This is a genomic window from Pseudoalteromonas sp. SaAl2, from assembly GCF_052947895.1.
The window spans coordinates 924,638-949,955 of the sequence record NZ_CM129605.1 but is presented as its reverse complement, the minus strand read 5'-3'; the positions used below and the strand labels follow the sequence as shown (position 1 = coordinate 949,955).

The window sequence follows — 25,318 nt, the reverse complement described above, 5'->3', positions numbered from 1 at the left end:
AGCTGATTTGCTATATATAGCTGGGTTTGAGGATATCATTCCCAGTTATTTTATTTTCACTCAATACAAATGAATGAATTAAAGCCAAGTGCTTACTTTTTCCCAGTCATGTCAAAAATGACTAAACTGACGGCTAACGGCTAACGGCTAACGGCTAACGGCTAACGGCTAAAAATACTCTCCTTACCATTTCGCATAATGATCTTCGGTAAAGCCCCACTCTCCATTGAGTGTAATCACTTCATTTTCGAGGGTGATTTGGCCATAAAAACGACCGAAGTGTTGGGTAAAGTTACTGGCGATGATGAGTAAATTAGTTTTATCTTGTCGTTTACCTACAGGCTCAAAGGTTAGGTTTATGATGCCGTCGTTTGAGCGCAACTGCCATTGTCTGCAATCGTTTTTATCGCCATAACGCTGAAACCTAAAATCGACCATATCTATTTTTATTAAAGAGTCATCAAGCCACAGTGCGTTTTCTGTAAAACCAGTTTCAACAACACCAGCAGCAAGGTTTAAACCTAAACGTCTGCCATCGGCTAAGGTACAAGCTAAGCTCCCCCAGTTCCAAAATGTTTCTCGCCGCATAAAGCCTGCGCTCCAATCAACACTTGCCAGCGCTTTTACTTGCTCAAGGTTGATATGTTTGCCTCGCCATTCGATAGAGCCTGAGCAAGGTAGTGCTGCAACTTTTTGGGTAAAGTGAAAACCGGTAAAACCCGCTCTTGCACACACCGTAAGCGGGTTATAATTTACTGACTCATCAATGGCAGCCTTTATTTTTAGGCCTGCTTTTAAGCATACTGTGACTTTACGCTGACCTGAACCAGCACTGATCGTGACACTATTCGCGCCTTTATGAAAATGCGCCTTGCCTGAGTTTGGCTTAGGGTCAATGTAAGTGCCTATAGCAAATAAATTGGTAAAGCTACATTCCTCAAATTCACCAGTGCTTGGGTGATATACATAGACAAAGCAGTTACTGGCAATTTTTAAATCAACAATCGCCAAGCCAACAATAAGAGTTTCACAAGTAAAACTTATAAATTGAAACTGGTTAAACTTTAGTTTTTTCGCAAGCAGGCTTTTGCGCTTGCCCATGTTACCGCGCAAATCAAAATCCAGATAATTAATTTGCTCAATCCCTTGTTCAAACACCCCAAATTTAGCTTCACCATATTGATTAATTAATTTTTTCATTGCTATTAAATCCAGTTAACGTTGAGCATTTAGGCATCAATACTTATATAGAGTACTGTTATTTGAGGGTTGTTAAAAGACTAAGCCTTATCGTTTTATCTATTTTGGGTAAAGAAAACAAGCGACAAAATTAGCCAGTACTTAGCAGATGTAATAAGGTAAATAGGCATGCTTTAAAGTTAGCTCTCAATATTAAGGATTAATATATGACGAAAAAGACCTTACGCTCAACTATTTTGCTGCCTGTATTTTTACCTGCAGTGTTAATCATTTTGTGCTTAGTACTCGGTACTATTAGTAACCCTGAACTGGCTGGAGAAGCATTCAGCGTTACTTTATCTTGGATAACTGAAACCTTTGGTTGGTTTTATATGTTATCTGTCGCTATATTTTTAGTATTTATTGTCTCTGTTGCCGCATCAAGTTGGGGCAACATAAAACTCGGCCCCGATCATGCTCAGCCCCAGTACAGTTTTACCGAGTGGTTTGCCATGCTGTTTTCTGCAGGCTATGGTGTAGCATTACTTTATTTTGGTGTTGCTGAACCCGTTTTACATTATGCATCCCCACCAAGTGGCGCCGCAGAAACCGTGGATGCAGCTAAACAAGCAATGCAAATTGCCTTTTTTCATTGGGGCTTCCATATCTGGGCTATTTACGGCATTGTCGGTTTAGTACTTGCTTACTTTGCTTTTCGTCATGGCCTGCCACTATCGATTCGCTCTGCATTATACCCACTTATTGGTGACAAAATTCATGGCCCAATTGGCCATACGGTGGATGTATTTGCAATCTTAGGCACCCTATTTGGCATAGCAACCACATTAGGTTTGTCAGTTACACAAATCAATGCTGGGTTACATTACTTATGGCCAAGTATTCCTGTTAATACTACGGTACAAATTATTGCCATTGCCTTGATAACTACCGCGGCGACGATCTCTGTTGTCGCAGGTATGGATAAAGGCGTAAAGCGCCTCTCTATTTTAAACATGGTGTTAGCAATCACGTTAATGACTTTTGTCTTTTTTGTCGGTTCAAGCATCCATATTTTAGAATCATTTTTGCAAAATACCGGGAGTTACTTAAGCGGTATTGTTGAACGTACATTTAACTTACAAGCCTATAGTCGCAGTGACTGGATAGGCAATTGGACATTATTTATATTTGGCTGGACAATTGCTTGGGCACCTTTTGTAGGCATGTTCATTGCTAAAATTAGCCGCGGCCGCACTATTAGGCAATTTGTCGTGGGTGTTATGTTAGTACCAACTATTTTTACCTTTTTATGGTTCTCTGTGTTTGGCGATACAGCATTAAATCTTATAATGAATGAAGGATTTGACACCTTAATTGCTGATGTTCAAGCGAATCACGCTGTCGCGTTATTTCAATTATTTGAAGCCCTACCTTGGTCATTCTTTATCTCGTTGCTGACCGTAATTCTCATTATTACATTTTTCGTCACCTCATCTGATTCAGGATCATTAGTTATTGATTCACTTGCTTCTGGTGGCAGCCTCGATACGCCAGCTTGGCAGCGCGTTTTTTGGGCTGTATTAGAGGGCACCGTCGCATCTGTGCTATTGCTTGCCGGTGGTTTGAGTGCGCTACAAACAATGACGATAGCCAGTGCATTGCCCTTTGCTGTGATCATGTTACTTGCAACCCTTGGTCTATGGCGGGCCCTACGCATTGAAGGACACAGAGATTCCAGCTTACAAGCACATACGTTAACCAATAAAAATCCAGACCTCTCACACTGGAAGCGCCGGTTAGCTGCAATGGTAAGTTACCCTAACAAGAACGACGTGCATGTTTTTATCAGTCAAGTTGTTATTAGCGCAATGAAATCAGTACAAGCCGAGTTAAAAACGCGTCAATGGCAAGCTGTTGTCGAATTTGACGATGTCATGAGCCGTGCTTTTCTAACAGTGTTAAGGCATGAGCATGTAGACTTTGTGTATGATATTAGGCTGACAGAGCATGCAACACCAAGCTTCGCTTACGCTGAGTTAAAACACATTGAGGATGACCCTGAGCTTTATTATCGTGCCGAGGTATTTTTACGCCGTGGAGGTTTATCTTATGATATTTATGGCTTTAATGAAGATGATATTGTTAAGGATATACTTGATCAGTTTGAAAACTACCTGCACTTTTTAGATAACAGCCCTGGTGAACTGCCATGGGATATGACTAAGCATGATGACATGCTAGATACAGATAAGCACTGATCTACAAAACGCTACCTTATCATAATCACAGCAACTCGTTGATATACAAACCACGCTTTAAGTTAAGGCAGCTGCCTTAGCTCAAAGCGTGGCTTACCTCCTATTGATTAAAACTACTCAATCTTCACAACGGTAGTGGCTCAAATCAATCCGCTTAGTTTGCTCGCCTTGAGCGCTGTAGTCATTGTGCTCAATGACTAACGTACGCTCTTGTACACTAAAGCTAAAATGTCCAAGCCAATCTAGTGTTGCGATAGGTGTTAAGGTATAGAAACCGTTTTGATCAGTACACTGATATGAAAAGTAATGAGTCGCTTCGCCGAGCTTACCAACATCAGCGGTATAAACACTGATATTGCCCTGTTGCTGATAATCATCTGCTTGGCTCCCAACAATAATGTACATGGTACAAATAATTAGGAATAGTGCACACTGTATGATTGCAAGGCCAAATAAAACGAGCGTATACAATTTGCTATACCAATTACTTGATTTATCACTCTCTGCTTGGGCTTTAGCAAAACGTGCCAATAGTATACCTCCGGCAATAACTAGAATTAACTTTACCGGTATAAAATAGGCGCTTAATAAGTACATCGCCTTTTCACTATGGTATTGCAAGCCAAAGGCCGTTGGTACAAATAGGCTATCTATTAGCGGCAACAATATAAGTAAGCTAGCGAGCATCAGTTTTTTATTAATTATCATAGTTAATAGCGTTGTATTATTCAGTACGGATATTTAGCTATAGTAAGCAAAAAACCCGCTCAGATAAACTCAGCGGGTTTCGTAAAACAAAATGAATATAATCACTTAATCATCTTCAACGTTATCAAGTCCTTTAGTACCCTGTTTGGCTTTTAACTTATGATGTATCGCTGATTTTATTAACATATAACCACTGATTGGAGCAGTAATTAATAAAAAGATGGTGATCAATAGCTCTTTAACACTTATCCCATCTTGCGTATTGCTGAAAAAGACCATAGCTGCAATTAATACCCCTGCCATGCCTAGAGTCGTTGCTTTAGTTGGGCCGTGCAAGCGCATAAAAAAGTCTGGCATTTTAATTAAACCAATAGAGCCAATTAAGATAAATGCGCCACCGATCAGCAATAAAATAGACACTATCCATTCACTGTACATACAATTACCTTATTCAATTATATCGCCGCGTAGCAAATATTTACATACTGCGACTGTGCTGACAAAACCTAACATAGCAATGAGTAAAGCTGCTTCAAAATACAGCCCAGTTCCCATATTCATACCATACAGTATGATCAAAGCAATAGTATTTATATACATGGTGTCAAGCGCCAAAATTCTATCAGGGACTGAAGGACCAACAACAAGCCGCCATAAATTAAGTAATAGCGATAAACCAATCATTGCAAAGACGATTAAAAATACCGTTTCTAACATTGAAAAATCTCCTTAAGCGGTGCTTCATAACGCTTTTTGATTGTGTCAATCAACTCTTGCTCATCGGCTAAATCTAAAACATGGATCAATAAATAACGTTGTGTAGGCTCTTCCCCCTCAGGAAGTGACTCAGGGATAGGGTAAACCTCTGCACTTACAGTACCTGGGGTGAGCGAAACCGTACTTGCCAGTATAGTAATTGGCATTTCATGACTTAAGTCCAGTGGCACTTTGACAAAGGCTGGACGTAGGTTTTTAACTGGCCCGAGAATCAACAGTGCCACTTGCACGTTAGCAGTCACAATATCGTAAAGCACGAGTAATAACTGTTTAATCGCAAGTCCTGGTTTAATGATAAGCGGTTGCGGCTCGCGAAACGGAAACGTAATAATAGGAATAAAAAAAAGCAAATAATGTTGCCAGCACTAAGTGTCCAGGCGATACACTGTTGTTAAGCAACAACCAAACAACAAACAATAGGAGGCTGCGAAATGGTGTTGGCAACCAGCGAAAACGGGATTCTAAACGCATTATAAACCTCCCTTAAGCACGGTATTTATACTTGTACTAATATCATGTAATTGAGTAGCAGCAGCAATCATATATTCGCTGATTGGGCCGCCAAAAATAACCATTAATGGCGAACCTGCCAATAAGCCTATTACTGCAATTACTTGCACTGGTTTAGCATTACCATCGTTTGGGTGTTCACGGTCTTGGTGCTTACGTTCCCAAAATAAACTGGTTCCTGCTCGTGTTAATGCAACTAGCAAAGCAAAACTAGCAATCAAATACACCGGCCAAAATACTAAAGCTCGTTCGCTGTCTAAGGTTGTTTTCAAAATCCAAATTTTACCGACAAAACCAGATAAAGGCGGCATGCCCACTACCGCAAGTGCAGCAATAATAAAGCATGTTCCTAATAATACTGGTTGTGCTACACCTCGCCCTGGAGCCAATCTGTCAGCCACTTTTCCACGCTGATGGGATATTAAGTCAGCTAATAAAAACAGTGCCGCACATACCAATGTAGAGTGAACTAGGTAATAAAGGAGTGCAGCTGTTGCGCTAACATGCTGTATAGCCACTAAAGCAACCAAGGTGCCTACAGATACAATGACAAGGTTGGCTGTGAGCTTACGTAAGTCTTGTGCAGCAAGCACACCAATAGCACCAATAACAATGGTTGCTATTGCTAACCCCCAAAGCCAAGGCTGCGCCATATGATTTAAGAGTCCAGCGTTTTCACCAAATATAACTGTGTAAACACGTAACATAGCGTACACGCCTACCTTAGTCATAATCGCAAATAAAGCAGCAACTACCGGCATTGCGCTAGCATAGGTATTAGGTAACCACAAATGAAGAGGTAATAACGCCCCTTTTAAGGCAAACACGACCAGTAATAACAAACCACCAATCTTAGCAAGATATACGTCATCCCCTTGTAGTTGCGCAACTTTAAGTGACATATCGGCAATATTTAACGTACCCAATACACCATATAAAATCCCCAAAGCGATTAAAAAGACACTTGAACCGATTAAATTTAAAATAACGTATTGCAAAGCAGCACGGGTTTTATGTTTATCGCCCGCATGCATCAGTAAGGCATATGATGCAATTAGCAAAACTTCAAAGAAAACAAATAGATTAAATAGATCGCCTGTTAAGAACGCACCATTCACACCTAACACGAGAAAGTGTACTAGTGGATGAAAAAAGCTGCCTTTTTCATCATCACCTACACTGCTATATAGGGCCACTGCTAAAGCTAAAAATGAGGTTAAAGCTACCATTAACACTGATAATAAATCCGCTACCAGCACAATACCAAACGGGGCTTGCCAATCACCAATGGCATATACTATGGGGCCATTTTTATAAACACTAATTAATAGCGCGACACTTACACAGGCAGTGATGATTGACATGACAATCGAGACCACCCGACGAATTGGAATACTTTTACCACACGGAGGCATTAACAAAAGTATTGCTGCCAGCATAGGGAGCAATACAGGCCATGAAGCTATATGCTGAATCATCTGTGCTCCTTGTTATTACTTTTAACAAGGTGGCCATCGACATGGTCGTTACCTAAATCAGCACGGCCACGTATAGCTAAAATAACCACGAATGCGGTCATAGCAAACCCGATAACTATGGCGGTCAAAACCAAAGCTTGCGGTAAAGGATCTGCATAATCAGCACCAGTACCCAATACCACTGCTTTATTAATTGTTAAGCGTCCAGCTGAAAATAAAAACAAGTTTACAGCATAGGAAATCATGGTCAGCCCCAGTACAACAGGAAAAGTACGAGCTCGTAGGAGCAAGTAAATACCACAAGTCACTAATACACCTACACACGATGCGTATAACAGTTCCATTAAATATTTACCTCTTCTTTTGGTGCATCTGCTGTCAGCTTGCCAAGGCTAGCTAAAATCATCAGCGTAGCGCCAACAACCGTTAAATACACACCTAAATCAAATATAATGGCACTTGCCAGCTCAGTTTTACCAACAAATGGGATATCAAAGTAGTCGAACCATGTGGTTAAAAACGGTCGACCAAACGCCCAACTACCTAGCCCTGTAAACATAGCAATAGCAATACCTGATGCAATAATTTTGCGGTAATTTACATCAAAGCGCGAGGTGATCCACACCGAGCCGCGAGCCATATACTGCAAAATAAATGCAATAGACGTCACTAGCCCTGCAATAAAGCCTCCACCTGGTAAATTGTGACCTCGTAAAAAGATATAGGCCGATACTAATAAAGCCAAAGGTAATAAACTCTGCGAAATGCTCGATAATAGTATCGGGTAGCGCTCACGAGCCCACGGACGCCCTTCACTATCACTGGCAGGCATAAACAGCGGTAAATTAGCAAGTAACTTATAAATACCCAGAGCAGCAATACCCAATACCGTGATTTCACCTAGCGTATCAAAGCCCCTAAAATCGACTAAAATAACGTTTACAACGTTAGTCCCCCACCGCCTGTTTTAGCATTGGCAACAAAGAAATCCGAAATTGATTCAAGCGGACGAGTAAGTAACGCATAACAAATACTCGCGACCACGACCCCCACAGCCGAGGCAATACCTAAGTCACGTAAAATACGTAAAGAGCTTGACTCTTTTGGCGTACGTTGAGGTAAGAAAAACAATGCCAACATAAGCAGTATGACCGTCACTACTTCTACCGTTAATTGCGTTAATGCTAAGTCAGGCGCAGAGAAACGAGTGAAGGCAACAGATACCATTAAGCCCACTATTGATATCATTAATAATGATACCATGCGTGAGCGATGCCAAAGTACAGTGCTGATAGCACCTATAATTAATAAACCAGCACCTATTGCATTATGAAAATCAATTGGCGTACTTGGTGCTGTGCCTGCTAATGCACCCATTTCAAATAACGGCCAACCTGCACACAGCAATACAACTCCCAGCATTATTACTATATAGCGCTGTAATGAGCCATTTTCTGTGCTTTGGATTTTATCTTGACTCCACTTAATAACACTATAAAGAACTCTTTCAAATGTCTTTTTAGCATTAAATGCCGGTAGAGATGCCTGAAATTGAAATAAGTGTTTGCGTTGAATATAAATAAACACACCACATGCAGAAGCAATAAAACTCATTAATAAAGGCAAGTTAAAACCATGCCAAATAGACAATTTAAACTCAGGGGTTGCATCACCGAGCACAGCAAGTGACGCTGCTGATAGAATACCATCCACTACAAAGTTCGGAAACATACCCACTAATAAGCACAGCACTACTAATATTTCGATAGGTACTCGCATATAGCGTGGCGGCTCATGTGGTGTTTTTGGTAAATCAATTGGGTCGCCGTTAAAGAAAACGTCATGAATGAAACGAGCTGAATAGGCAACAGAAAACGCAGCGGCCAACGTAGCCAGCACTGGAATTAACCAAGACATAGAACCCAGCACCTGCTGGTGTAAAGTTTCAGCAAAAAACATTTCTTTTGACAAGAAACCGTTTAACAGTGGCACACCCGCCATCGCTGCAGCAGCAACCATCGCCAAAGTCGCAGTATATGGCATAAACCGCCACATACCATTGAGTTTACGCATATCACGAGTACCGGTTTCATGATCAATAATACCCGTTGCCATAAACAGTGATGCTTTAAACGTGGCGTGATTGATTATATGAAAGATAGCAGCAACTGTAGCAAGCTCTGTATCTAGGCCTAATAATAAAGTGATTAAGCCAAGGTGGCTAATTGTCGAGTACGCTAAGAGCCCCTTTAGATCATGTTTAAATAAAGCAATGTAAGCACCCACTAACAATGTTGCCAAACCGGTCATCGCTACTAGAATAAACCAGGTGTCGTTACCCGCAAGCGCTGGATGAAAACGCGCCATTAAGAAAATACCCGCTTTCACCATGGTTGCCGAGTGCAAATAAGCACTTACCGGTGTTGGTGCAGCCATGGCATGAGGTAACCAAAAATGGAATGGGAATTGAGCAGATTTAGTAAACGCACCTAATAATACTAATACTAAAGCAAGTTCATACAAATCATGTGATTGAATTAATACACGACTAGCTAAAATGGTATCAAGGTTATAACTACCAACGATATCACCCAGTAACAATAAACCACCCAGTAGCGCTAAGCCGCCAGCACCGGTAACCGCAAGCGCCATACGTGCACCTTTACGCGCTTCGGATTTATGCCACCAATAGCTGATCAATAAGAAAGAGCTTATACTGGTTAGCTCCCAAAACAGCCATAATTGAATAACATTATTAGACATAACAATACCGAGCATTGCAGTCATAAACAGCATTAAATAACTATACAGTTTTGGCATAGAGTCGTTACTACTTAAATAATAACGCGTATAGAAAATAACGAGTGAGCCTATGCCTAAAATCATAAAAATGAATAGCAGGCTTAAACCATCTAAACGAAATGCGATCTCCATGCCCAATGCCGGGATCCAATTAAGGGTATAACGGATTGTTTCTCCACTTAATACGGCTGGGGTATGGTAAATTGCAATCGCTAACGCACACAAAGGTGCCATTAAGGTCAGGCTCGTGGTTTGATTACGAGATAATTTGCCGGTGCATGAAGAAATAACACTGCCAATTAAGGATAACAAGGGTATCCAGAGCAAAGTCATAATGAGGAACCTTTTAAAGTCATAAGAATATCAATACGCTAATAGTTAATTTTAGTTGTGTACTGGTCATTGAAATGGTTTTTAATTCAGCTTAAATGAATATTATATATAGGTATAGTTATACTGACTGAGGGACATTTTGTCTATAGCAAGCCTCCCTACCTGCTGATATTTTAGACTAATTTAACGTCAATTTAATAATATAAACAACTTTACTCACTGATATGATTATTCGTCATTTTGTCAATAAAACTCACCGTTTCCGACAGTTTGCTAAAATAATCGACAAAACGTAATGGTTGATTGTCTTTACTCTTTATTTGCTTCGACCAGAGTGCTTTGTATTGCGCTGATAAAGTAACCTGCTGATATTGCATAATTGACCAATTTTTACTGGGTTTATACGCTTTTATTTTACCTTGGCAACTTTGGCTTAAATGCCAACCCTGCGGAGGTGAAATACCATTAGCAATAAATAAGTTTGGTGCTACATAGCCTGTTTGTTTGCATAACCATGCTTGTTTCGCTATTGGCAGAGCATATTCATCTTCAAAGCCATCAAAGTGCATTAGTTCATGCAAAAAAAGCCCATAGTGGCTTTGCGAACCCAATTGCATTATACCCGAGCGCACATTGCCTTTACCATTTCGCGGCATCATTACAATAAAATCAAAATCACGGGGCCACTCTACCTTGTTTATAAACTGTTCCCAGTTACAAGCGGCTGCTTTTATCGGGTTGGTTTGGCACTCTATTGAATCACCTAAGTACACTGGCGTAGAAAAACAAAAACTATTGCTAGCTGGTTGTGGTGAAAGCAGATGTTTTTGTTTAAAAGCGTTTAACTTAGTTAACCCTTCAAGATGATTGCTCAACATAAGTACATTGTAGCTACACCGCTGTTCTGCAACTTGGCTGTGTGTAAATAAAGCAATCCCCGTGCGTTTAGCAAACTCGCTAGAAATAGATTCCTTGGGGTAGCTTAGGTGTAACTTTAAAGTTTCAAGCGCATCAGAGATAGGTATTAAACCTTGCTTTGCAAGCAGTTCTAGCTCCGCCCAGCGCTTTTGTTTTACAAGTAATTGAGCTAGTTGTTCACGTTTATTAGCTGGTTGCTGAGTAACACTTAACTGCCAAAATAACTTGGCTTTATCCGCGTGCGATTGCCTTAATAATACAAGCGCCCAGTTAAATTGCGCATTAGCAAAACCATTCAGTGCAAGCGCTTTGACAATTGGCTGCGGAAAACTTGAAAGGGAATTATTAAAAACACGAGGGAATTGATTATAGCCCGCAATAGCAGATTTGGCATCCGAGAGGCCTAGCCACAGAGCTAACTTAGCGTTGTGGTTCACTGAGCCTGTTAGTAAGTAAAGGCTCAGTAATAAACCACAAAGAAGCCGAGTGTTAACTCTGGTTATCACCAGCCATTAACTCAAGCTCAAGGCGAGCATATTTATACTCTACAAATTCATGAACATTAGTCGCTAAAGCGAGGCGAAAAAAATCTGCTGCTTCATAATCCAAGCCACGCGCTTGATACATCTTCGCCAAATAAAAATAGGCTTCACATAATCGCTGGGCGTATTCTTCATTTGAGCTGACCCCTTCTCCAATACTCGATAAAAAGCTTTGCTCACTCATATCACCTAAATATAAAGATATAAGGCCATACGCCCATTGTGTCTCATCAAGCCCTTGCGCTTTGGCTTTTAAGTCAATCAGTGCCTGCTCAGAATTATCGTGAGATTGCGCTAAATAAAGCCATAACACGCGATATGGATCGCTAGGTGCTCGCTGTAAAAACTCAGTTAAATCAGCGGTTGCTAAAGTAGGTCTATCGCCGTAGTACAAAGCAATACCACGGTTTAAATACGCATATTCATGCTGTTCATTAAGTTCAAGCGCTGAGTCAAAAAATTCATACGCTTTTTTCATACTGCTGCATCAGTGTGTGGTGAATACCTAAAAAGTTATATACTTCAGCTAAATCAGGTTTCATTTGTACGGCACGGTTAAAATCGATACGCGCTAAGGTAGCCATACCTAAGCTATCAAATAACACGCCGCGGTCATAATAAAGCTTCGCTTGCTGCTCTTTAGATAAATCTGTGCGGTTTAATAATTCAGAATAACGCGCAATGGCAATTTCACTTCTAAAATCAGAAGCTAAAGGCGCAGTGAAAGGCACATTGATAATAGGAGTCGGCTTCGCTGGCGTGGTAGATTGACATGCACTTAAAGACAATAAAGCCACTGTTGCAAACGCTACATGTTTAAAAATCATTAAAATCCTTAATACCTCAAAAGTAAGCAATATAGACAAGCTGTAAATAAAGAGGTTTCATTAAAGCATAAAAAAAGGGGCTAAACAGCCCCTTTTTATGCAATCCAGTAATTAACTGGACTAAATATCAACAATTAAGCGTCAGATGGCGCATCAGCTGCAGGTGCTGCTGATTCCATAGCTTCTTTAATGCTTAAACGTACGCGACCTTGACGATCTACTTCTAGTACTTTTACTTTCACTTCTTGGCCTTCGCTAAGGTGATCAGATACATTGTTAACGCGCTCAGTGCTGATTTGAGAAATATGCACTAGACCATCTTTACCAGGTAAAATGTTAACGAACGCACCAAAATCAACGATACGTACAACTTTACCTTGGTAGATAGTACCCACTTCTAGTTCAGCTGTTAATTGCTCAATACGTGTGATTGCATCTTGTGCGCTCATGCCATCTGTTGCAGCAATTTTAATTGTACCGTCATCTTCGATTTCAATCGTTGTACCAGTCTCTTCAGTAAGTTGACGAATTGTAGCACCACCTTTACCGATAACTTCAGCGATTTTCTTCGCAGGAATTTTCATTGTATAGATACGCGGAGCAAACTGAGAAAGCTCTTCAGACGGTGCTGCAATCGCTTCGTCCATTACACCTAGAATGTGTAAACGTGCCGCTTTTGCTTGCTTAAGCGCAATCTGCATGATCTCTTGCGTGATACCTTCGATCTTGATATCCATTTGCAATGCAGTGATACCGTTTGATGTACCCGCAACTTTAAAGTCCATGTCACCTAAGTGATCTTCATCGCCTAAGATGTCAGAAAGAACAACAAACTTCTCGTCTTCTTTAACTAGGCCCATCGCGATACCCGCAACAGACGCTTTAATTGGTACACCTGCATTCATAAGTGCTAGTGACGTACCACATACAGATGCCATTGAAGATGAACCATTTGATTCTGTGATTTCAGATACAACACGGATTGAGTAAGGGAACTCAGTAAGTGTTGGCATTACAGCTGAAATACCACGCTTAGCAAGGTTACCATGGCCGATTTCACGACGCTTAGGAGAACCAACAAAACCAGTTTCACCTACGCAGAACGGAGGGAAGTTGTAGTTAAGCATGAAGTGGTTTTTATGCGTGCCAGTTAAATCGTCGATTAACTGTGAATCACGTTCTGTACCAAGTGTAGCAGTAACAAGTGCTTGAGTTTCACCACGGGTAAAGATAGCAGAACCGTGAGTACGCGGTAATACGCCAGTCATTACGTCAAGAGCACGGATCATATCTGGTTCACGACCATCGATACGTTTTTCACCAGCAGTGATGCGGCCACGTACGATTTTCTTCTCTAATGAACCGAATACTTTACCTACTTCTTGCTTATCAAGTGTTTCGTCTTCAGCAAGCTCGCTCGTAAGTGCTTCAATAACAGCGTCTTTTGCTGCAGTTAATGCTTCTTTACGTGCTACTTTATCAGTGATGCGGTAAGCTTCGCCTACTTTATCTGCCGCTAAAGAGGCTACTTTCTCTTCAAGAGATACGTTTTTCTCAGGTGCAGTCCAATCCCATGTAGGCTTGCCTGCTTCTGCTTTGAATTCGTTGATAGCGTTGATGATAGCTTGAGATTGCTCATGACCATAAACAACCGCACCTAGCATAACATCTTCAGCAAGAACGTCTGCTTCTGATTCAACCATAAGAACTGCGTTATCAGTACCTGCAACAACTAAGTCTAATTGGCTTTCTTCAAGCTCTTTTAGTGTTGGGTTAAGTACGTACTCATTGTTGATATAACCAACACGCGCTGCACCAATTGGGCCGCTGAATGGAATACCAGAGATAGCAAGTGCTGCTGAAGTACCAATCATCGCAACCATGTCTGGTTGGATTTCAGGATTAACAGAAACAACCGTTGCAATAACTTGTACTTCGTTTACGAAACCATTTGGGAAAAGAGGACGAATTGGACGGTCAATAAGACGTGCAATAAGTGTTTCGCCATCGTTAGGACGACCTTCACGCTTTAAGAAACCACCAGGGATACGACCCGCAGCGTACATACGCTCTTGGTAGTTAACTGTTAGTGGGAAAAAATCTTGACCTGGTTGTGCTTCACGCTTACCAACAACAGTCACTAATACTGACGTGTCGCCGATGCTTGCTAATACTGCGCCGTCAGCTTGACGAGCGATTGCACCTGTTTCTAGGGTAACTGTGTGTTGACCTAGTTGAAATTCTTTAATAATTGCTTGCACTTAAAATATCCTTTAAATCTAAATAAGTGTTCCATCAAAGTACCAATTACAGTACATAATTGTATTCAGTTGGAAATCAATTAAGTACTACAATTGGCAATGATGTTTAGTAACGACATTAAACCTTTTTAATGTCGTGCATAGTATATACCAAAGCAAGATAAAAATGCGAGTCCAGCAACCAGATAATAGTGCTCTAATTACTTGGGTACATTGCCATAAGTAACAATTGGGATTTAAGCTTGTTTTTCAAGGGTTTTAGGATAAAAGCAGCAAAATCTTTGACAAATTTCAGACACAAAAAAAGGAGCCAAAAGCTCCTTTTTAGGTAATCTAGTTCTTAGCGACGTAGGCCAAGCTCTTGGATTAACGCAGTATAACGTGCAATGTCTTTACCTTTAAGGTAATCAAGCAGTTTACGACGAGTGCTTACTTTGCGAAGCAGACCACGACGTGAGTGGAAGTCATGCTTGTGATCAGCGAAGTGACCTTGAAGCTTGTTGATATCAAAAGTTAAAAGTGCAACTTGTACTTCAGGTGAACCAGTGTCGCCTTCTGCACGTGCGAATTTTGCGATGATATCGATTTTTTCTTGATTGCTTAGTGACATAGTAACTCCAAAAATAAATGTAAAAGGTGTCTTAGCCGATCACTAATTCAGCCAAAACGATTAAGCGGGCGTATTCTACCAGCTTTAGTAATAACTACAAGATAAACTTAGTCTGTGTTCTGTTGCTGATTCGATAAACCGCGTTTAGACTTTAAGTGCCCATCTGGGTTTCGCTCACCTGTGCCAATAAACACGCCATCAGCCAGCACTTTTATAGGTCCTTCTGGTAACACTTTGCCCAGCACAACAGCTTGGCCATGACTAAACGACATGCCCTGCTCTTGAGTTATCTCAACAACCGGTAAATCAACCAGTGCTGTATCCATAGGCAATAGCAGCTCATCAAGATAACTCGAAGGCGCAAGCTCTTCAGTCTTCGCTTTTGCTAACAATGTTTCAAGCTGCTCAAGCGAGACCATTTTATCCGCAGGATAATGACCAACAGCAGAGCGGTGCAGCATAATAACATGCGCGCCACAGCCTAGGTTTTCACCTAAATCATCCACAATAGTACGTATATAAGTACCCTTGGATACATGAGCAGTCATTTGTACTTCGTTGTTCGCTTCATCAAACTCATCAAGTGTTAAACTAAACACATTGATTTTTCGACACTTGCGCGGGACTTCAATACCTTCACGTGCATATTTATATAAAGGTTTACCTTCATATTTAAGTGCTGAATACATTGACGGATATTGATCTGATTCGCCTAAAAATTTGGCAACTTCTTGCTCTAGCAATTCTTTTGTCACGTTAACATCACGTGTTTCTACCACTTCACCATCAGAATCTGACGTTGTAGTGCGCTCACCTAATTTTGCTCGTACCACATAGGTTTTATCTGTATCGAGTAGAAACTGGGTAAACTTGGTCGCTTCACCAAAGCAAATCGGCAACATTCCTGTAGCTAAAGGGTCAAGTGCCCCGGTATGCCCAGCTTTTTGCGCAAAATAAATACCTTTTGCCTGCTGTAAGGCTCTGTTCGATGAAATACCTTGTGGTTTGTTTAACAACAAAATGCCATCAATCGGACGGCCCTTACTGCGTCTTGCCATTAGTCTTTAGTGCCTTCTTCGCTGTCGTTTTCGTCATCTACGTGTTTAGCATTATCTTCACGAATAACGGAATCTACTAAGTTAGAGATACGCATCCCTTCCATTAGTGAGTTATCAACCACGAATTTAAGCTCAGGCATAATACGCGCACGAATACGCTTGCCCAATAAGGAACGAATATACCCTGTTGCTTCGTTTAGTACTTTTGCACTTTGCTTAGCGGCGTTTTCATCTTCAGTATTAAATACCGTGATAAATACTTTAGCGTAAGACAAGTCACGTGATACTTCAACGGCTGATACAGTCACCATGCCTAAACGTGGATCTTTAATTTCGCGTTGTAATATAACAGCAATTTCTTTTTGAATTTGCTGAGCAACACGATCTGTGCGAGAAAATTCTCTCATTGCTCTTCACTCTAATTTTATAACTTATTGAGAAATATAAATAAGTTAATTTAATAATGGATACACAAATGGGGGCTGAGCCCCCATTTATCATCTTAATATGCTAACAATTAAAGTGAACGTTGTACTTCAACTGTTTCGAATACTTCGATTTGGTCACCAACGCGAACGTCATTGTAGTTCTTAACGCCGATACCACATTCCATGCCATTACGAACATCTTGAACGTCATCTTTAAAGCGACGAAGTGACTCAAGTTCACCTTCGTAAATAACCACGTTTTCACGTAATACACGAATTGGTGCGCTACGCTTAATAGTACCTTCAGTAACCATGCAACCAGCGATAGCGCCAATTTTTGGAGACTTAAATACGTCACGTACTTCAGCAAGACCAATGATCTCCTGCTTAAACTCAGGAGCAAGCATACCAGACATGGCTTGCTTAACTTCTTCGATTAAGGCATAGATTACGCTGTAGTAACGAAGGTCTAAGTTTTCAGACTCAATTACTTTACGCGCTGATGCATCAGCACGAACGTTGAAACCAACTACGATTGCGTTTGATGCTGCAGCAAGTGTCGCATCAGTTTCTGTGATACCACCTACGCCAGAGCCTACAATCTTCACTTTTACTTCATCTGTAGAAAGCTTAGTTAGTGAATCTGAAATTGCTTCAATTGAACCTTGAACGTCAGCTTTAAGTACCACGTTAACTTCTGATACATCGCCTTCAGCCATGTTAGTAAACATGTTTTCAAGCTTCGCTTTTTGCTGACGAGCCAATTTAACATCACGGAATTTACCTTGACGATAAAGAGCAACTTCACGCGCTTTACGCTCATCTTTAACAACAGTCGCTTCATCACCTGCCGCAGGGATGCCAGAAAGACCTAAAATCTCTACTGGGATAGATGGACCCGCAGACTTAATGTCTTTACCGTTTTCATCTTTCATTGCACGTACACGGCCGTATTCTAGACCACATAGTACGATATCACCTTGGTTAAGCGTACCTGACTGAACAAGAATAGATGCAACTGGACCACGACCTTTATCAAGACGTGATTCGATTACAACACCTGCTGCCATACCTTCACTTGGTGCAGATAGTTCTAGCAGCTCTGATTGCATAAGCACAGCTTCTAACAAGTCATCAATACCTAAGCCAGTTTTAGCTGAGATATGAACGTACTGTGTATCGCCGCCCCAGTCTTCTGGGATAACGTCTAGCTGCGCTAGCTCGTTCTTAACGCGATCTGGATCTGCGCCTTCTTTATCCATTTTGTTTACAGCGATAATTAAAGGAACGCCAGCTGCACGAGCATGCTGTACCGCTTCTTTAGTTTGTGGCATCACACCATCATCTGCTGCAACCACTAGGATTACGATATCAGTCGCTTTAGCACCACGTGCACGCATTGATGTAAACGCGGCATGTCCCGGTGTATCTAAGAAGGTGATCATATTGCCGTTAGTTTCAACGTGGTAAGCACCAATGTGCTGCGTGATACCACCGGCTTCGCCTGATGCAACTTTCGCTGAACGAATGTAATCAAGTGTTGATGTTTTACCATGGTCAACATGACCCATTACAGTAACAACTGGTGCACGAGGCTCTGACTTACCATCTTCATGGCGATCATTTAGCACTGTTTGCTCTAATTCGTTTTCTTTAACGATGATAACTTTGTGACCCATTTCTTCAGCAACAAGTTGTGCTGTTTCTTGGTCAATCACTTGGTTAATGGTAACCATGTCACCCATTTTCATCATTGTTTTAACAACTTCAGCGCCTTTAACAGCCATGCGTGATGCAAGCTCAGCTACTGTAATTGTTTCGCTAATACGCACTTCATTTTTAACGTCAACAGTTGGTTTTTGGAAACCATGCTGTAGCGACGTTGGTGCTTTTAGCTTGCCTTTACGGCCTTTAGCTGCAGCAAACTTATCTTTTGCTGGCGCCTTTTTCTTTTTCTTCGCACGGCGTGAACCCTGCTCATCACGCGCATCAGCAACATCTTCTGCTTCACGTGCGTAGGTAGAAGTCGTAAGGTGGTGATCCGCGGTTTCTTCGCGTTTCTTACGTTCTTCTTCTTCTTTCTTCCAGCGTGCTGAATTCTCTTCAGCTAGCTTTCTTGCCTCTTCTGCTTGACGTTTCGCTTCTTCTTCAGCTTTCTTCAATGCGGCCTCTTCTGCTTCTTTTTGCAGACGCTCAGCTTCGATGCGATCTTTCTCAGACTTAGCACTTTGCTCAGGGGTCATCTGCTTCTGTTTTGCTACACGTTCAGCATCTGCTTTACGTTTAGCTTCCTCTTTTGCTTTACGATCAGCTTCTTCTTTAGCTTTACGTTCTGCATCTTGTTTCGCTTTAAGTTCAGCGGCTTCTTGAGCAGCTTTTTGCTCAGCTTCACGACGTGCAGCTTCTTCAGCGGCGATACGTGCTTGCTCTTGCTCCTGCTCAATTGCGCTCTTCTTAACATAAGTACGTGTTTTACGTACTTCTACTTGCACTGACTTTGCTTGACCTGTAGAGCCTGTCACACTTAATGTGCTTTTGCTCTTACGTTGCAACGTCATGCGAGCTGGGCCTTCAGAGCCCGTGCCACCATGTGACTTGCTTAAATGATCCAGTAACGTTGCTTTTTCTGCTTCAGTTACATTATCACCTGCTTTTTTGGTAATACCGGCTTGCGATAATTGTTGAAGTAATTTATCAACAGTTGTACCAATATCCCCGGCTAGTTTTTCAACATTTACTTCTGCCATAGTTTCTAATACCTCCGTTAATAAATTACTCGTCTGCGAACCAACAAATGTTACGCGCAGCCATAATCAGTTCACCTGCTTGTTCAGGTGACAGCTCAGTGATATCAACTAATTCGTCAATTCCCTGCTCTGCTAAATCTTCAAGCGTTACTACACCTTTACTTGCCATTACAAATGCAAGGTGACGCTCTAATCCTTCAAGTGCTAATAAGTCTTCAGCAGGCTCAGCACCTTCTAGGCTTTCTTCAGTTTTCAATGCTTTAGTTGTTAACGCATCTTTTGCACGAGAGCGTAACACATCAACAGTTTCTTCATCTAGACCGTCTATTTCTAAAAACTCTGACGCTGGTACGTAGGCTACTTCTTCAAGAGTTGAGAAGCCTTCGTTAATCAGTAGCGTTGCAAAGTCATCATCAATGTCTAGGCTTTCTGTGAATAAGTTAATTAACTTATCAGATTCAGCTTCATTCTTCTGACGCATGTCTTCCACGGTCATTACGTTCAATTCCCAACCAGTTAACTGGCTAGCAAGACGTACGTTTTGACCATTACGACCGATTGCTTGCGCTAGGTTATCTGCTTCAACAGCGATATCCATTGAATGCGTGTCTTCGTCCATTACAATAGACGCCACTTCTGCAGGTGACATTGCATTAATAACAAACTGTGCTGGGTTGTCATCGTAAAGTACGATATCAACACGCTCACCGCCAAGCTCTGTTGAAACAGCTTGCACACGTGCGCCACGCATACCAACACACGCACCAACAGGGTCAATACGTTTGTCGTTAGATTTAACAGCGATTTTAGCACGAGAACCTGGATCACGCGCCGCTGCACGTAATTCAATCATCTCTTCGCCAATTTCTGGCACCTCAATGCGGAACAATTCCATTAGCATTTCTGGCTTCGAGCGCGTTACAAATAACTGCGCACCACGTGCTTCTGGTTTTACTTCGTAAAGTAGACCACGGATACGGTCGCCTGGGCGGAAGTTTTCGCGTGGCAACATGTCGTCACGATAAATAACCGCTTCTGCGTTGTTCCCTAAATCAAGCACGATTGCATCACGTGTTGCTTTTTTAACAACACCTGTTACTAACTCACCTTGCTGATCTTTGTATGCATCAACAACTAAAGCACGCTCAGCTTCACGTACTTTTTGTACGATTACTTGCTTAGCCATTTGTGTTGTAATACGGTCAAACTTGATTGACTCGATTTGCTCTTCAACAAAATCACCAAGCTGCAAGCTTTCATCTTCAACTTGCGCAGCTTCTAATGTAATTTCGCTGTATGGATTTTCTAGTGAACCATCTTCAAGTACTTCTGCAATTTGCCAACGACGGAATGTGTCGTAGTCACCGGTTTTACGGTCAATTGCTACACGAACTTCGATTTCACCTGTGTGTTTTTTCTTGGTCGCAGTCGCTAATGCGAACTCTAACGCTTCGAAAATCTTTTCTTTTGGAACCGCTTTCTCATTGGAAACGGCTTCAGCAACCAATAATATCTCTTTTGCCATGGGTAATGCCTCGCTTGCCCTATTCCTTCGCACTCGAACTAAAACTTTGCGATGATGTTCGCACGTTCGATGTTACTAAGCATGATCATATGCTCAGCACCATCACTTGATAGTGTGATCATATCACTGCTAACTGATACTAAGTCGCCTTTAAAGTTACGACGACCATCTTGTGGAAGCTTAGTACGTACACGTACTTCCTCTCCTTGCGCCTTCTCGTAGTGATCTTGTTTGAATAATGGACGATCAACACCAGGAGACGATACTTCCAAATCATATTCATTTGTAATCGGATCTTCGACATCTAAGATTGCACTTATTTGACGACTTGCGTCAGCACAGTTATCAACCGAAATCCCCGCTTCATGGTCAATATAAACCCTAAGCGTAGAATGGCGACCTGCTTGTACAAACTCAAGACCATGTAGTTCAAAGCCTAACATTTCAACAGACGGTGAAAGCATGGTTAGTAAATCTTGCTCAAGTTTTGTCACGAAAATCCTCCATACAAACAAAAAAAGGGCTTATAGCCCTAAAATACTTAGCTTATTTCTTGGTGAAAAACCAAGTGGTGCAGATACAACAACGCCCCGAACCAAGCGGGGCGTCACACCTAAAGCATAAAACTGTGTGGCCATGGGCCAAGCTTGGTTGCGGGCAGCTAACGCCACCTAAATAAACCTAATAGCTTAAACGCAAAACGCGCATTACTTAGAATGCGCGACTTCAATTCAGTAACAATAAAATCGCTACTCAAAAGTTTGGTTTTAGAATATGACCTTATGCAGTAAAGCAACATAACAATCTTAAAACATTCTAATGCTAACCAAATGAAAATTGGTTGCGGGAGCCGGATTTGAACCGACGACCTTCGGGTTATGAGCCCGACGAGCTACCAGGCTGCTCCATCCCGCGCCAACTGATATCAACATTGCTTTAAAAAAGCTGTTTGATATCTGTTTAGCAATTACAAAGTAAGCTAAACAATGGCGGCTATTATAAAGACTATTGACATAATTAGCAACCAAAAACCTGTAAAGAATTAGCCTCTTTTAAGGCCCTCTCAATAGTACAAAATAACGTCAACCTAGTTCATAGTCACCCTATTTAACCCCCAACAGATAAAGATATTGAAAGACGAAACGAATGAAGTATTAACTAAAATGTAAAACTTTGTGAATATAAAATTAGTTTTTAAACAAGGCTATATTCCCCAATACCCTCTCTAAGGTGCGCTATTGCTGAAAAAAACCTCAGCACTTTAAGAGTTACAAGCTATAATTAGCGAGGTTGAGACAGCCTAACTGACGGGGGATTATGAAATTTAATACAGAAAATAAAAAACAGTTACTGAAAAGTATTAATATAATCAAACCAAACTTTCATTGTTTTACATTTACTTTTCAGATGCAGCTAAAACGACAACCGCTATTAATGCAATGTCCATCTAGTGAGGCATTGAATGAAAATAGTTATTTACTGTACTGTGCATTAGAGCGAACAATTATGCATATAGATAATTTGCGTTCAGTAACACCATTTATACACCACCATGCAAATAACTTAAGCAAACTCGGGCTGGGCTATCAAGATATTGCTCTATTATGTAATGCGTTCTTAGCAAGCTTGAAGATTCATTTAAAAGATTATATGTCGCCGTCACTAGAGCAAAGCTGGCGCCAAGCAATACGCATTTTTACTAATATTGTAACGAGTTACTTATTTAAAACCAGTAACGTAGTGTCTTTAACAGAATATTGTGAAAAGCAACTGAGTTCATAGTATCCTTATTGCAGCTGCACCATTTCGTCATGAAGTCTGTCGATTTGGCGCAACTCAATCTCGAGCAATGTATTATACTTCGACGTTAACGCCGTCATTTTTCTCGATAATGAATTATCATAGGTGGCATCAGTCAGGTTATCAGGTTGCTCATTTGCTTGCGCTTCTAAAGCTGCTATTTGCTTATTCATCTGAGCTTGATAAGTATCAATTTTTGACTCTCTTTCTGCTATTTCACGCTTAATCGCTTGTAAGCGAATAAACGAATCTATTTTTTTACTCTCGTTGCTTTGCTCAATATATGAGCCACCTTGAGCTTGGTCTTGTTGCAATCGTAACTTTTCTTTTTGCAGCCTATCAATATCGCGTTGCTCCCGTTCAATCTGTAAATCATACCTTTGTGTCACATTCACCATCTGGTTGGCGATAGCCGTTTCTTTTGCGCGCCTGTTAGGTTATTCAACTGAGCATCAGATTGATTTTTTAACCTACCTATTTCCTTATTCATTTTAGTCGTTAAAGTATCTATCTTGTTTTGGTGCCGGTTAATATCTACATCAATCTGCTTAATACGAATATAGCTATCAATCTGCGTGGTATCCATTTTGCCATTAGTAACAATTTCACTTGGCACGCCAGGGTTTTGTTCTTTCACGGTGATTTTTTTAGCGTCTTTACCGCACGGAAATTGACTGAACTCAACCACCCCTTCTTTTTCGCATTTATACACATTAGCATTGGCACCAGTAGCCCCCAAAAGTGTGAATGTAATGAGTGAATAAACAGTTAAATGGCGATCACAACGTAATAATTTTTTCACTGAAGCGCAGTCCTTTGTTTGTTACTTTTCTAGATATAGCACGATTAAAAATAATAACAAATCAGATCTAATCAACTAAGTAAGACGTATAACTTAAATTTGGTCAGTTTATATGGCGTACAAAACCTTACGATTTATTTTTGGCGATCAGCTAAATCCCAGCCATAGTTGGTACAAAGAGCCGAATCAAGAACACGTTTTATACGTTATTGCTGAGCTAAAACAAGAAACAGACTATGTAAAACATCATATCCAAAAAATTACAGCTTTTTTTGCGCCATGAAAAACTTTGCTGCGGCGTTACAGCAAGCTAATTTAAATGTACTGTATTTGACCTTAGATGACACACACAAATACGCATCTTTGTGTGATTTACTCACACGCTTAGCAACTCAATATCAATGCACACAAATTCATTACCAGTTCCCTGATGAATACCGCTTAAAACAGCAAATGAATCAACTCCAAGTCACCAGCAAGATAAAAATCATAGGGTTCGACAGTGAACATTTTTTACTGCCCTTTGATGAAATTAAAACGCACTTTAAAAAAGATAAGCATGTAAAAATGGAGTTTTTTTATCGCATGATGCGCAAGCGCTTTGATATATTAATGAATGGCGCCTTTCCCTTGGGTGAGCAATGGAATTTTGATCACGCTAATCGTAACAAACTCAAAAAAGCAGATTTAGCTCAAATACCAACAGCGAAAACATTCCGCAATCCAGTTGGTAAAACTATCAAACGAATTAAGACCCATAACATTAATACTTTTGGCCAATGCCCAAAAAACTTACTTTGGCCGACAAGCCGCAGCCAGGCCAAGCAATTATTGGCATATTTTTGCGAGCATTTGTTACCTTATTTTGGTCAGTTCCAAGACTCAATGACCTGCCAAAGTGAAGAACAATGGAGTTTGTATCATAGCCGAATATCATTTGCTCTTAACACAAAAATGCTGCACCCAAAGTACGTTATTCAGCAAGTTCTCACAGAATATAGTAATCGACCTGAGGCCATTAATTTAGCTCAAATAGAAGGGTTTATTAGACAAATACTCGGGTGGCGTGAATACGTACGTGGCATCTATTGGCAAAATATGCCCGAATACGCGACTAAAAATGAGTTGACAGCAAGTCGCTCACTGCCAGGCTACTTTTGGCATGGTAAGACTAAAATGAACTGTATGAAACATGCAATACAACAAAGTTTAAATACCGCATACGCCCATCATATTCAGCGCTTAATGATTACCGGCAACTTTTGCTTATTAACTGGCATTGCTCCGGACCAAGTTGATCAATGGTATTTAGGAATATATATCGATGCGATTGAATGGGTGGAAATGCCTAATGCTCGTGGTATGAGCCAGTTCGCGGATGGCGGTATTATAGCCACAAAGCCTTACTCAGCCAGTGGTAATTATATAAATAAAATGAGCGACTATTGCAAGGACTGTCATTACAACGTAAAGCAGAAAACTCAGGAAACAGCATGTCCATTCAATAGCCTATATTGGCACTTTATGAATAAGCATGAAGAACGATTATCTCGAAACCCTCGTATTGGTATGGTATATAAAAACTGGCAAAAACAAGACGAACAACAACGTCAAGCAATTTTAGATAGAGCACACTGGTGTTTAAATAACATTGAGAGCTTATAGCCAATATTTATTACTGAAACTGCAATAAAAAACCGCCTCAAATGAGGCGGTTACTAAAAATAACAAGTCAATTAGGGGAAATAATGTTTA

The 25,318-nt window shown here is 40.8% G+C and carries 19 protein-coding genes, 1 tRNA gene and 4 pseudogenes; 3 read left to right on the top strand and 21 right to left on the bottom strand.

The genetic code is table 11. The features are described from left to right. Positions 1-183: 183 nt before the first annotated feature. Entirely contained in the window at positions 184-1,200 is a 1,017-nt protein-coding gene (locus ACU8V8_RS04535) for a DUF2804 domain-containing protein (protein ID WP_446888973.1), read from the bottom strand. 206 nt (positions 1,201-1,406) lie between these two features. Here ACU8V8_RS04535 and ACU8V8_RS04530 point away from each other — a divergent pair, with 206 nt between their 5' ends. After that, complete coding sequence (locus ACU8V8_RS04530; RefSeq protein WP_446888972.1) at positions 1,407-3,437, top strand: BCCT family transporter; 2,031 nt, start codon at positions 1,407-1,409, stop codon at positions 3,435-3,437. A 117-nt stretch (positions 3,438-3,554) separates the two neighbouring features. Here ACU8V8_RS04530 and ACU8V8_RS04525 read toward each other — a convergent pair whose 3' ends face one another. The 18 genes and pseudogenes from ACU8V8_RS04525 to ACU8V8_RS04440 all read right to left on the bottom strand — a co-directional run bounded on the left by ACU8V8_RS04525 (position 3,555) and on the right by ACU8V8_RS04440 (position 21,876). Further along, positions 3,555-4,145 (bottom strand): hypothetical protein, encoded by a 591-nt coding sequence (locus tag ACU8V8_RS04525; protein WP_446888971.1) that lies wholly within the window; start codon positions 4,143-4,145, stop codon positions 3,555-3,557. A 105-nt stretch (positions 4,146-4,250) separates the two neighbouring features. Further along, entirely contained in the window at positions 4,251-4,583 is a 333-nt protein-coding gene (locus tag ACU8V8_RS04520; protein WP_290209578.1) for a Na+/H+ antiporter subunit G, read from the bottom strand. A 9-nt stretch (positions 4,584-4,592) separates the two neighbouring features. Continuing rightward, complete coding sequence (locus ACU8V8_RS04515; protein WP_087530710.1) at positions 4,593-4,862, bottom strand: K+/H+ antiporter subunit F; 270 nt, start codon at positions 4,860-4,862, stop codon at positions 4,593-4,595. Next, positions 4,856-5,393 (bottom strand): annotated as a pseudogene (locus ACU8V8_RS04510) (Na+/H+ antiporter subunit E). Before ACU8V8_RS04510 ends, ACU8V8_RS04515 begins: the two are co-directional and overlap by 7 nt. Next, a complete protein-coding gene (locus ACU8V8_RS04505) occupies positions 5,393-6,910 on the bottom strand; it encodes a monovalent cation/H+ antiporter subunit D (RefSeq protein ID WP_290209580.1) in 1,518 nt (505 codons plus the stop codon). Before ACU8V8_RS04505 ends, ACU8V8_RS04510 begins: the two are co-directional and overlap by 1 nt. Beyond that, on the bottom strand, positions 6,907-7,254 hold the full coding sequence (locus ACU8V8_RS04500; protein WP_064667620.1) for a Na+/H+ antiporter subunit C: 348 nt from the start codon (positions 7,252-7,254) through the stop codon (positions 6,907-6,909). The genes ACU8V8_RS04505 and ACU8V8_RS04500 overlap by 4 nt, the downstream gene beginning before the upstream one ends. Continuing rightward, a pseudogene (locus ACU8V8_RS04495) lies at positions 7,254-10,045 on the bottom strand (monovalent cation/H+ antiporter subunit A). The gene ACU8V8_RS04500 and the pseudogene ACU8V8_RS04495 overlap by 1 nt, the downstream one beginning before the upstream one ends. Positions 10,046-10,257: 212 nt before the next feature. After that, a complete protein-coding gene (locus ACU8V8_RS04490) occupies positions 10,258-11,400 on the bottom strand; it encodes a tetratricopeptide repeat protein (protein ID WP_446888970.1) in 1,143 nt (380 codons plus the stop codon). A 52-nt stretch (positions 11,401-11,452) separates the two neighbouring features. Beyond that, positions 11,453-12,332 (bottom strand): annotated as a pseudogene (nlpI, locus tag ACU8V8_RS04485) (lipoprotein NlpI). Between the two features lie 134 nt (positions 12,333-12,466). After that, entirely contained in the window at positions 12,467-14,593 is a 2,127-nt protein-coding gene (gene pnp / locus ACU8V8_RS04480) for a polyribonucleotide nucleotidyltransferase (RefSeq protein ID WP_446888969.1), read from the bottom strand. Between the two features lie 340 nt (positions 14,594-14,933). After that, on the bottom strand, positions 14,934-15,203 hold the full coding sequence (gene rpsO / locus ACU8V8_RS04475) for a 30S ribosomal protein S15 (protein WP_016707659.1): 270 nt from the start codon (positions 15,201-15,203) through the stop codon (positions 14,934-14,936). A 107-nt stretch (positions 15,204-15,310) separates the two neighbouring features. Next, positions 15,311-16,261 carry a tRNA pseudouridine(55) synthase TruB gene (truB, locus tag ACU8V8_RS04470; protein ID WP_446888968.1) on the bottom strand — a complete coding sequence of 317 codons (951 nt, stop codon included), beginning with the start codon at positions 16,259-16,261 and terminating at the stop codon, positions 15,311-15,313. Further along, positions 16,261-16,668 carry a 30S ribosome-binding factor RbfA gene (gene rbfA, locus ACU8V8_RS04465; protein WP_087530718.1) on the bottom strand — a complete coding sequence of 136 codons (408 nt, stop codon included), beginning with the start codon at positions 16,666-16,668 and terminating at the stop codon, positions 16,261-16,263. Before rbfA ends, truB begins: the two co-directional genes overlap by 1 nt. A gap of 110 nt (positions 16,669-16,778) precedes the next feature. Next, a complete protein-coding gene (gene infB, locus ACU8V8_RS04460) occupies positions 16,779-19,436 on the bottom strand; it encodes a translation initiation factor IF-2 (RefSeq protein WP_446888967.1) in 2,658 nt (885 codons plus the stop codon). Between the two features lie 25 nt (positions 19,437-19,461). Next, positions 19,462-20,961 carry a transcription termination factor NusA gene (gene nusA, locus ACU8V8_RS04455; RefSeq protein ID WP_446888966.1) on the bottom strand — a complete coding sequence of 500 codons (1,500 nt, stop codon included), beginning with the start codon at positions 20,959-20,961 and terminating at the stop codon, positions 19,462-19,464. A 38-nt stretch (positions 20,962-20,999) separates the two neighbouring features. Then, the gene (gene rimP / locus ACU8V8_RS04450) at positions 21,000-21,455 is read right to left on the bottom strand and encodes a ribosome maturation factor RimP (RefSeq protein ID WP_058561276.1); all 456 of its coding nucleotides are present in this window, start codon (positions 21,453-21,455) and stop codon (positions 21,000-21,002) included. Positions 21,456-21,485: 30 nt separating this feature from the next. Next, on the bottom strand, positions 21,486-21,632 hold the full coding sequence (locus ACU8V8_RS04445) for a hypothetical protein (RefSeq protein ID WP_446888965.1): 147 nt from the start codon (positions 21,630-21,632) through the stop codon (positions 21,486-21,488). Positions 21,633-21,799: 167 nt separating this feature from the next. Continuing rightward, positions 21,800-21,876, bottom strand: a tRNA-Met gene (locus ACU8V8_RS04440). Positions 21,877-22,278: 402 nt separating this feature from the next. Between ACU8V8_RS04440 and ACU8V8_RS04435 the strand changes: the two genes are divergently transcribed. Next, positions 22,279-22,743 (top strand): globin, encoded by a 465-nt coding sequence (locus tag ACU8V8_RS04435; protein ID WP_446888964.1) that lies wholly within the window; start codon positions 22,279-22,281, stop codon positions 22,741-22,743. A 5-nt stretch (positions 22,744-22,748) separates the two neighbouring features. Here the strand turns inward: ACU8V8_RS04435 and ACU8V8_RS04430 are convergent, their stop codons facing one another. Next, entirely contained in the window at positions 22,749-23,150 is a 402-nt protein-coding gene (locus ACU8V8_RS04430) for a hypothetical protein (protein WP_446888963.1), read from the bottom strand. Between the two features lie 2 nt (positions 23,151-23,152). Further along, the gene (locus ACU8V8_RS04425; protein WP_446888962.1) at positions 23,153-23,563 is read right to left on the bottom strand and encodes a DUF4124 domain-containing protein; all 411 of its coding nucleotides are present in this window, start codon (positions 23,561-23,563) and stop codon (positions 23,153-23,155) included. Positions 23,564-23,675: 112 nt separating this feature from the next. Between ACU8V8_RS04425 and ACU8V8_RS04420 the strand changes: the two are divergent. Beyond that, positions 23,676-25,228: pseudogene (locus tag ACU8V8_RS04420) on the top strand (cryptochrome/photolyase family protein). Positions 25,229-25,318: the final 90 nt, after the last annotated feature.

Coding starts and splice junctions, on each gene's coding strand:
- ACU8V8_RS04535 (WP_446888973.1), bottom strand. CDS start 1,200: ATGAAAAAATTAATTAATCAATATGGTGAAGCTAAATTTGGGGTGTTT.
- ACU8V8_RS04530 (WP_446888972.1), top strand. CDS start 1,407: ATGACGAAAAAGACCTTACGCTCAACTATTTTGCTGCCTGTATTTTTA.
- ACU8V8_RS04525 (WP_446888971.1), bottom strand. CDS start 4,145: ATGATAATTAATAAAAAACTGATGCTCGCTAGCTTACTTATATTGTTG.
- ACU8V8_RS04520 (WP_290209578.1), bottom strand. CDS start 4,583: ATGTACAGTGAATGGATAGTGTCTATTTTATTGCTGATCGGTGGCGCA.
- ACU8V8_RS04515 (WP_087530710.1), bottom strand. CDS start 4,862: ATGTTAGAAACGGTATTTTTAATCGTCTTTGCAATGATTGGTTTATCG.
- ACU8V8_RS04505 (WP_290209580.1), bottom strand. CDS start 6,910: ATGATTCAGCATATAGCTTCATGGCCTGTATTGCTCCCTATGCTGGCA.
- ACU8V8_RS04500 (WP_064667620.1), bottom strand. CDS start 7,254: ATGGAACTGTTATACGCATCGTGTGTAGGTGTATTAGTGACTTGTGGT.
- rpsO (WP_016707659.1), bottom strand. CDS start 15,203: ATGTCACTAAGCAATCAAGAAAAAATCGATATCATCGCAAAATTCGCA.
- truB (WP_446888968.1), bottom strand. CDS start 16,261: ATGGCAAGACGCAGTAAGGGCCGTCCGATTGATGGCATTTTGTTGTTA.
- rbfA (WP_087530718.1), bottom strand. CDS start 16,668: ATGAGAGAATTTTCTCGCACAGATCGTGTTGCTCAGCAAATTCAAAAA.
- infB (WP_446888967.1), bottom strand. CDS start 19,436: ATGGCAGAAGTAAATGTTGAAAAACTAGCCGGGGATATTGGTACAACT.
- nusA (WP_446888966.1), bottom strand. CDS start 20,961: ATGGCAAAAGAGATATTATTGGTTGCTGAAGCCGTTTCCAATGAGAAA.
- ACU8V8_RS04435 (WP_446888964.1), top strand. CDS start 22,279: ATGAAATTTAATACAGAAAATAAAAAACAGTTACTGAAAAGTATTAAT.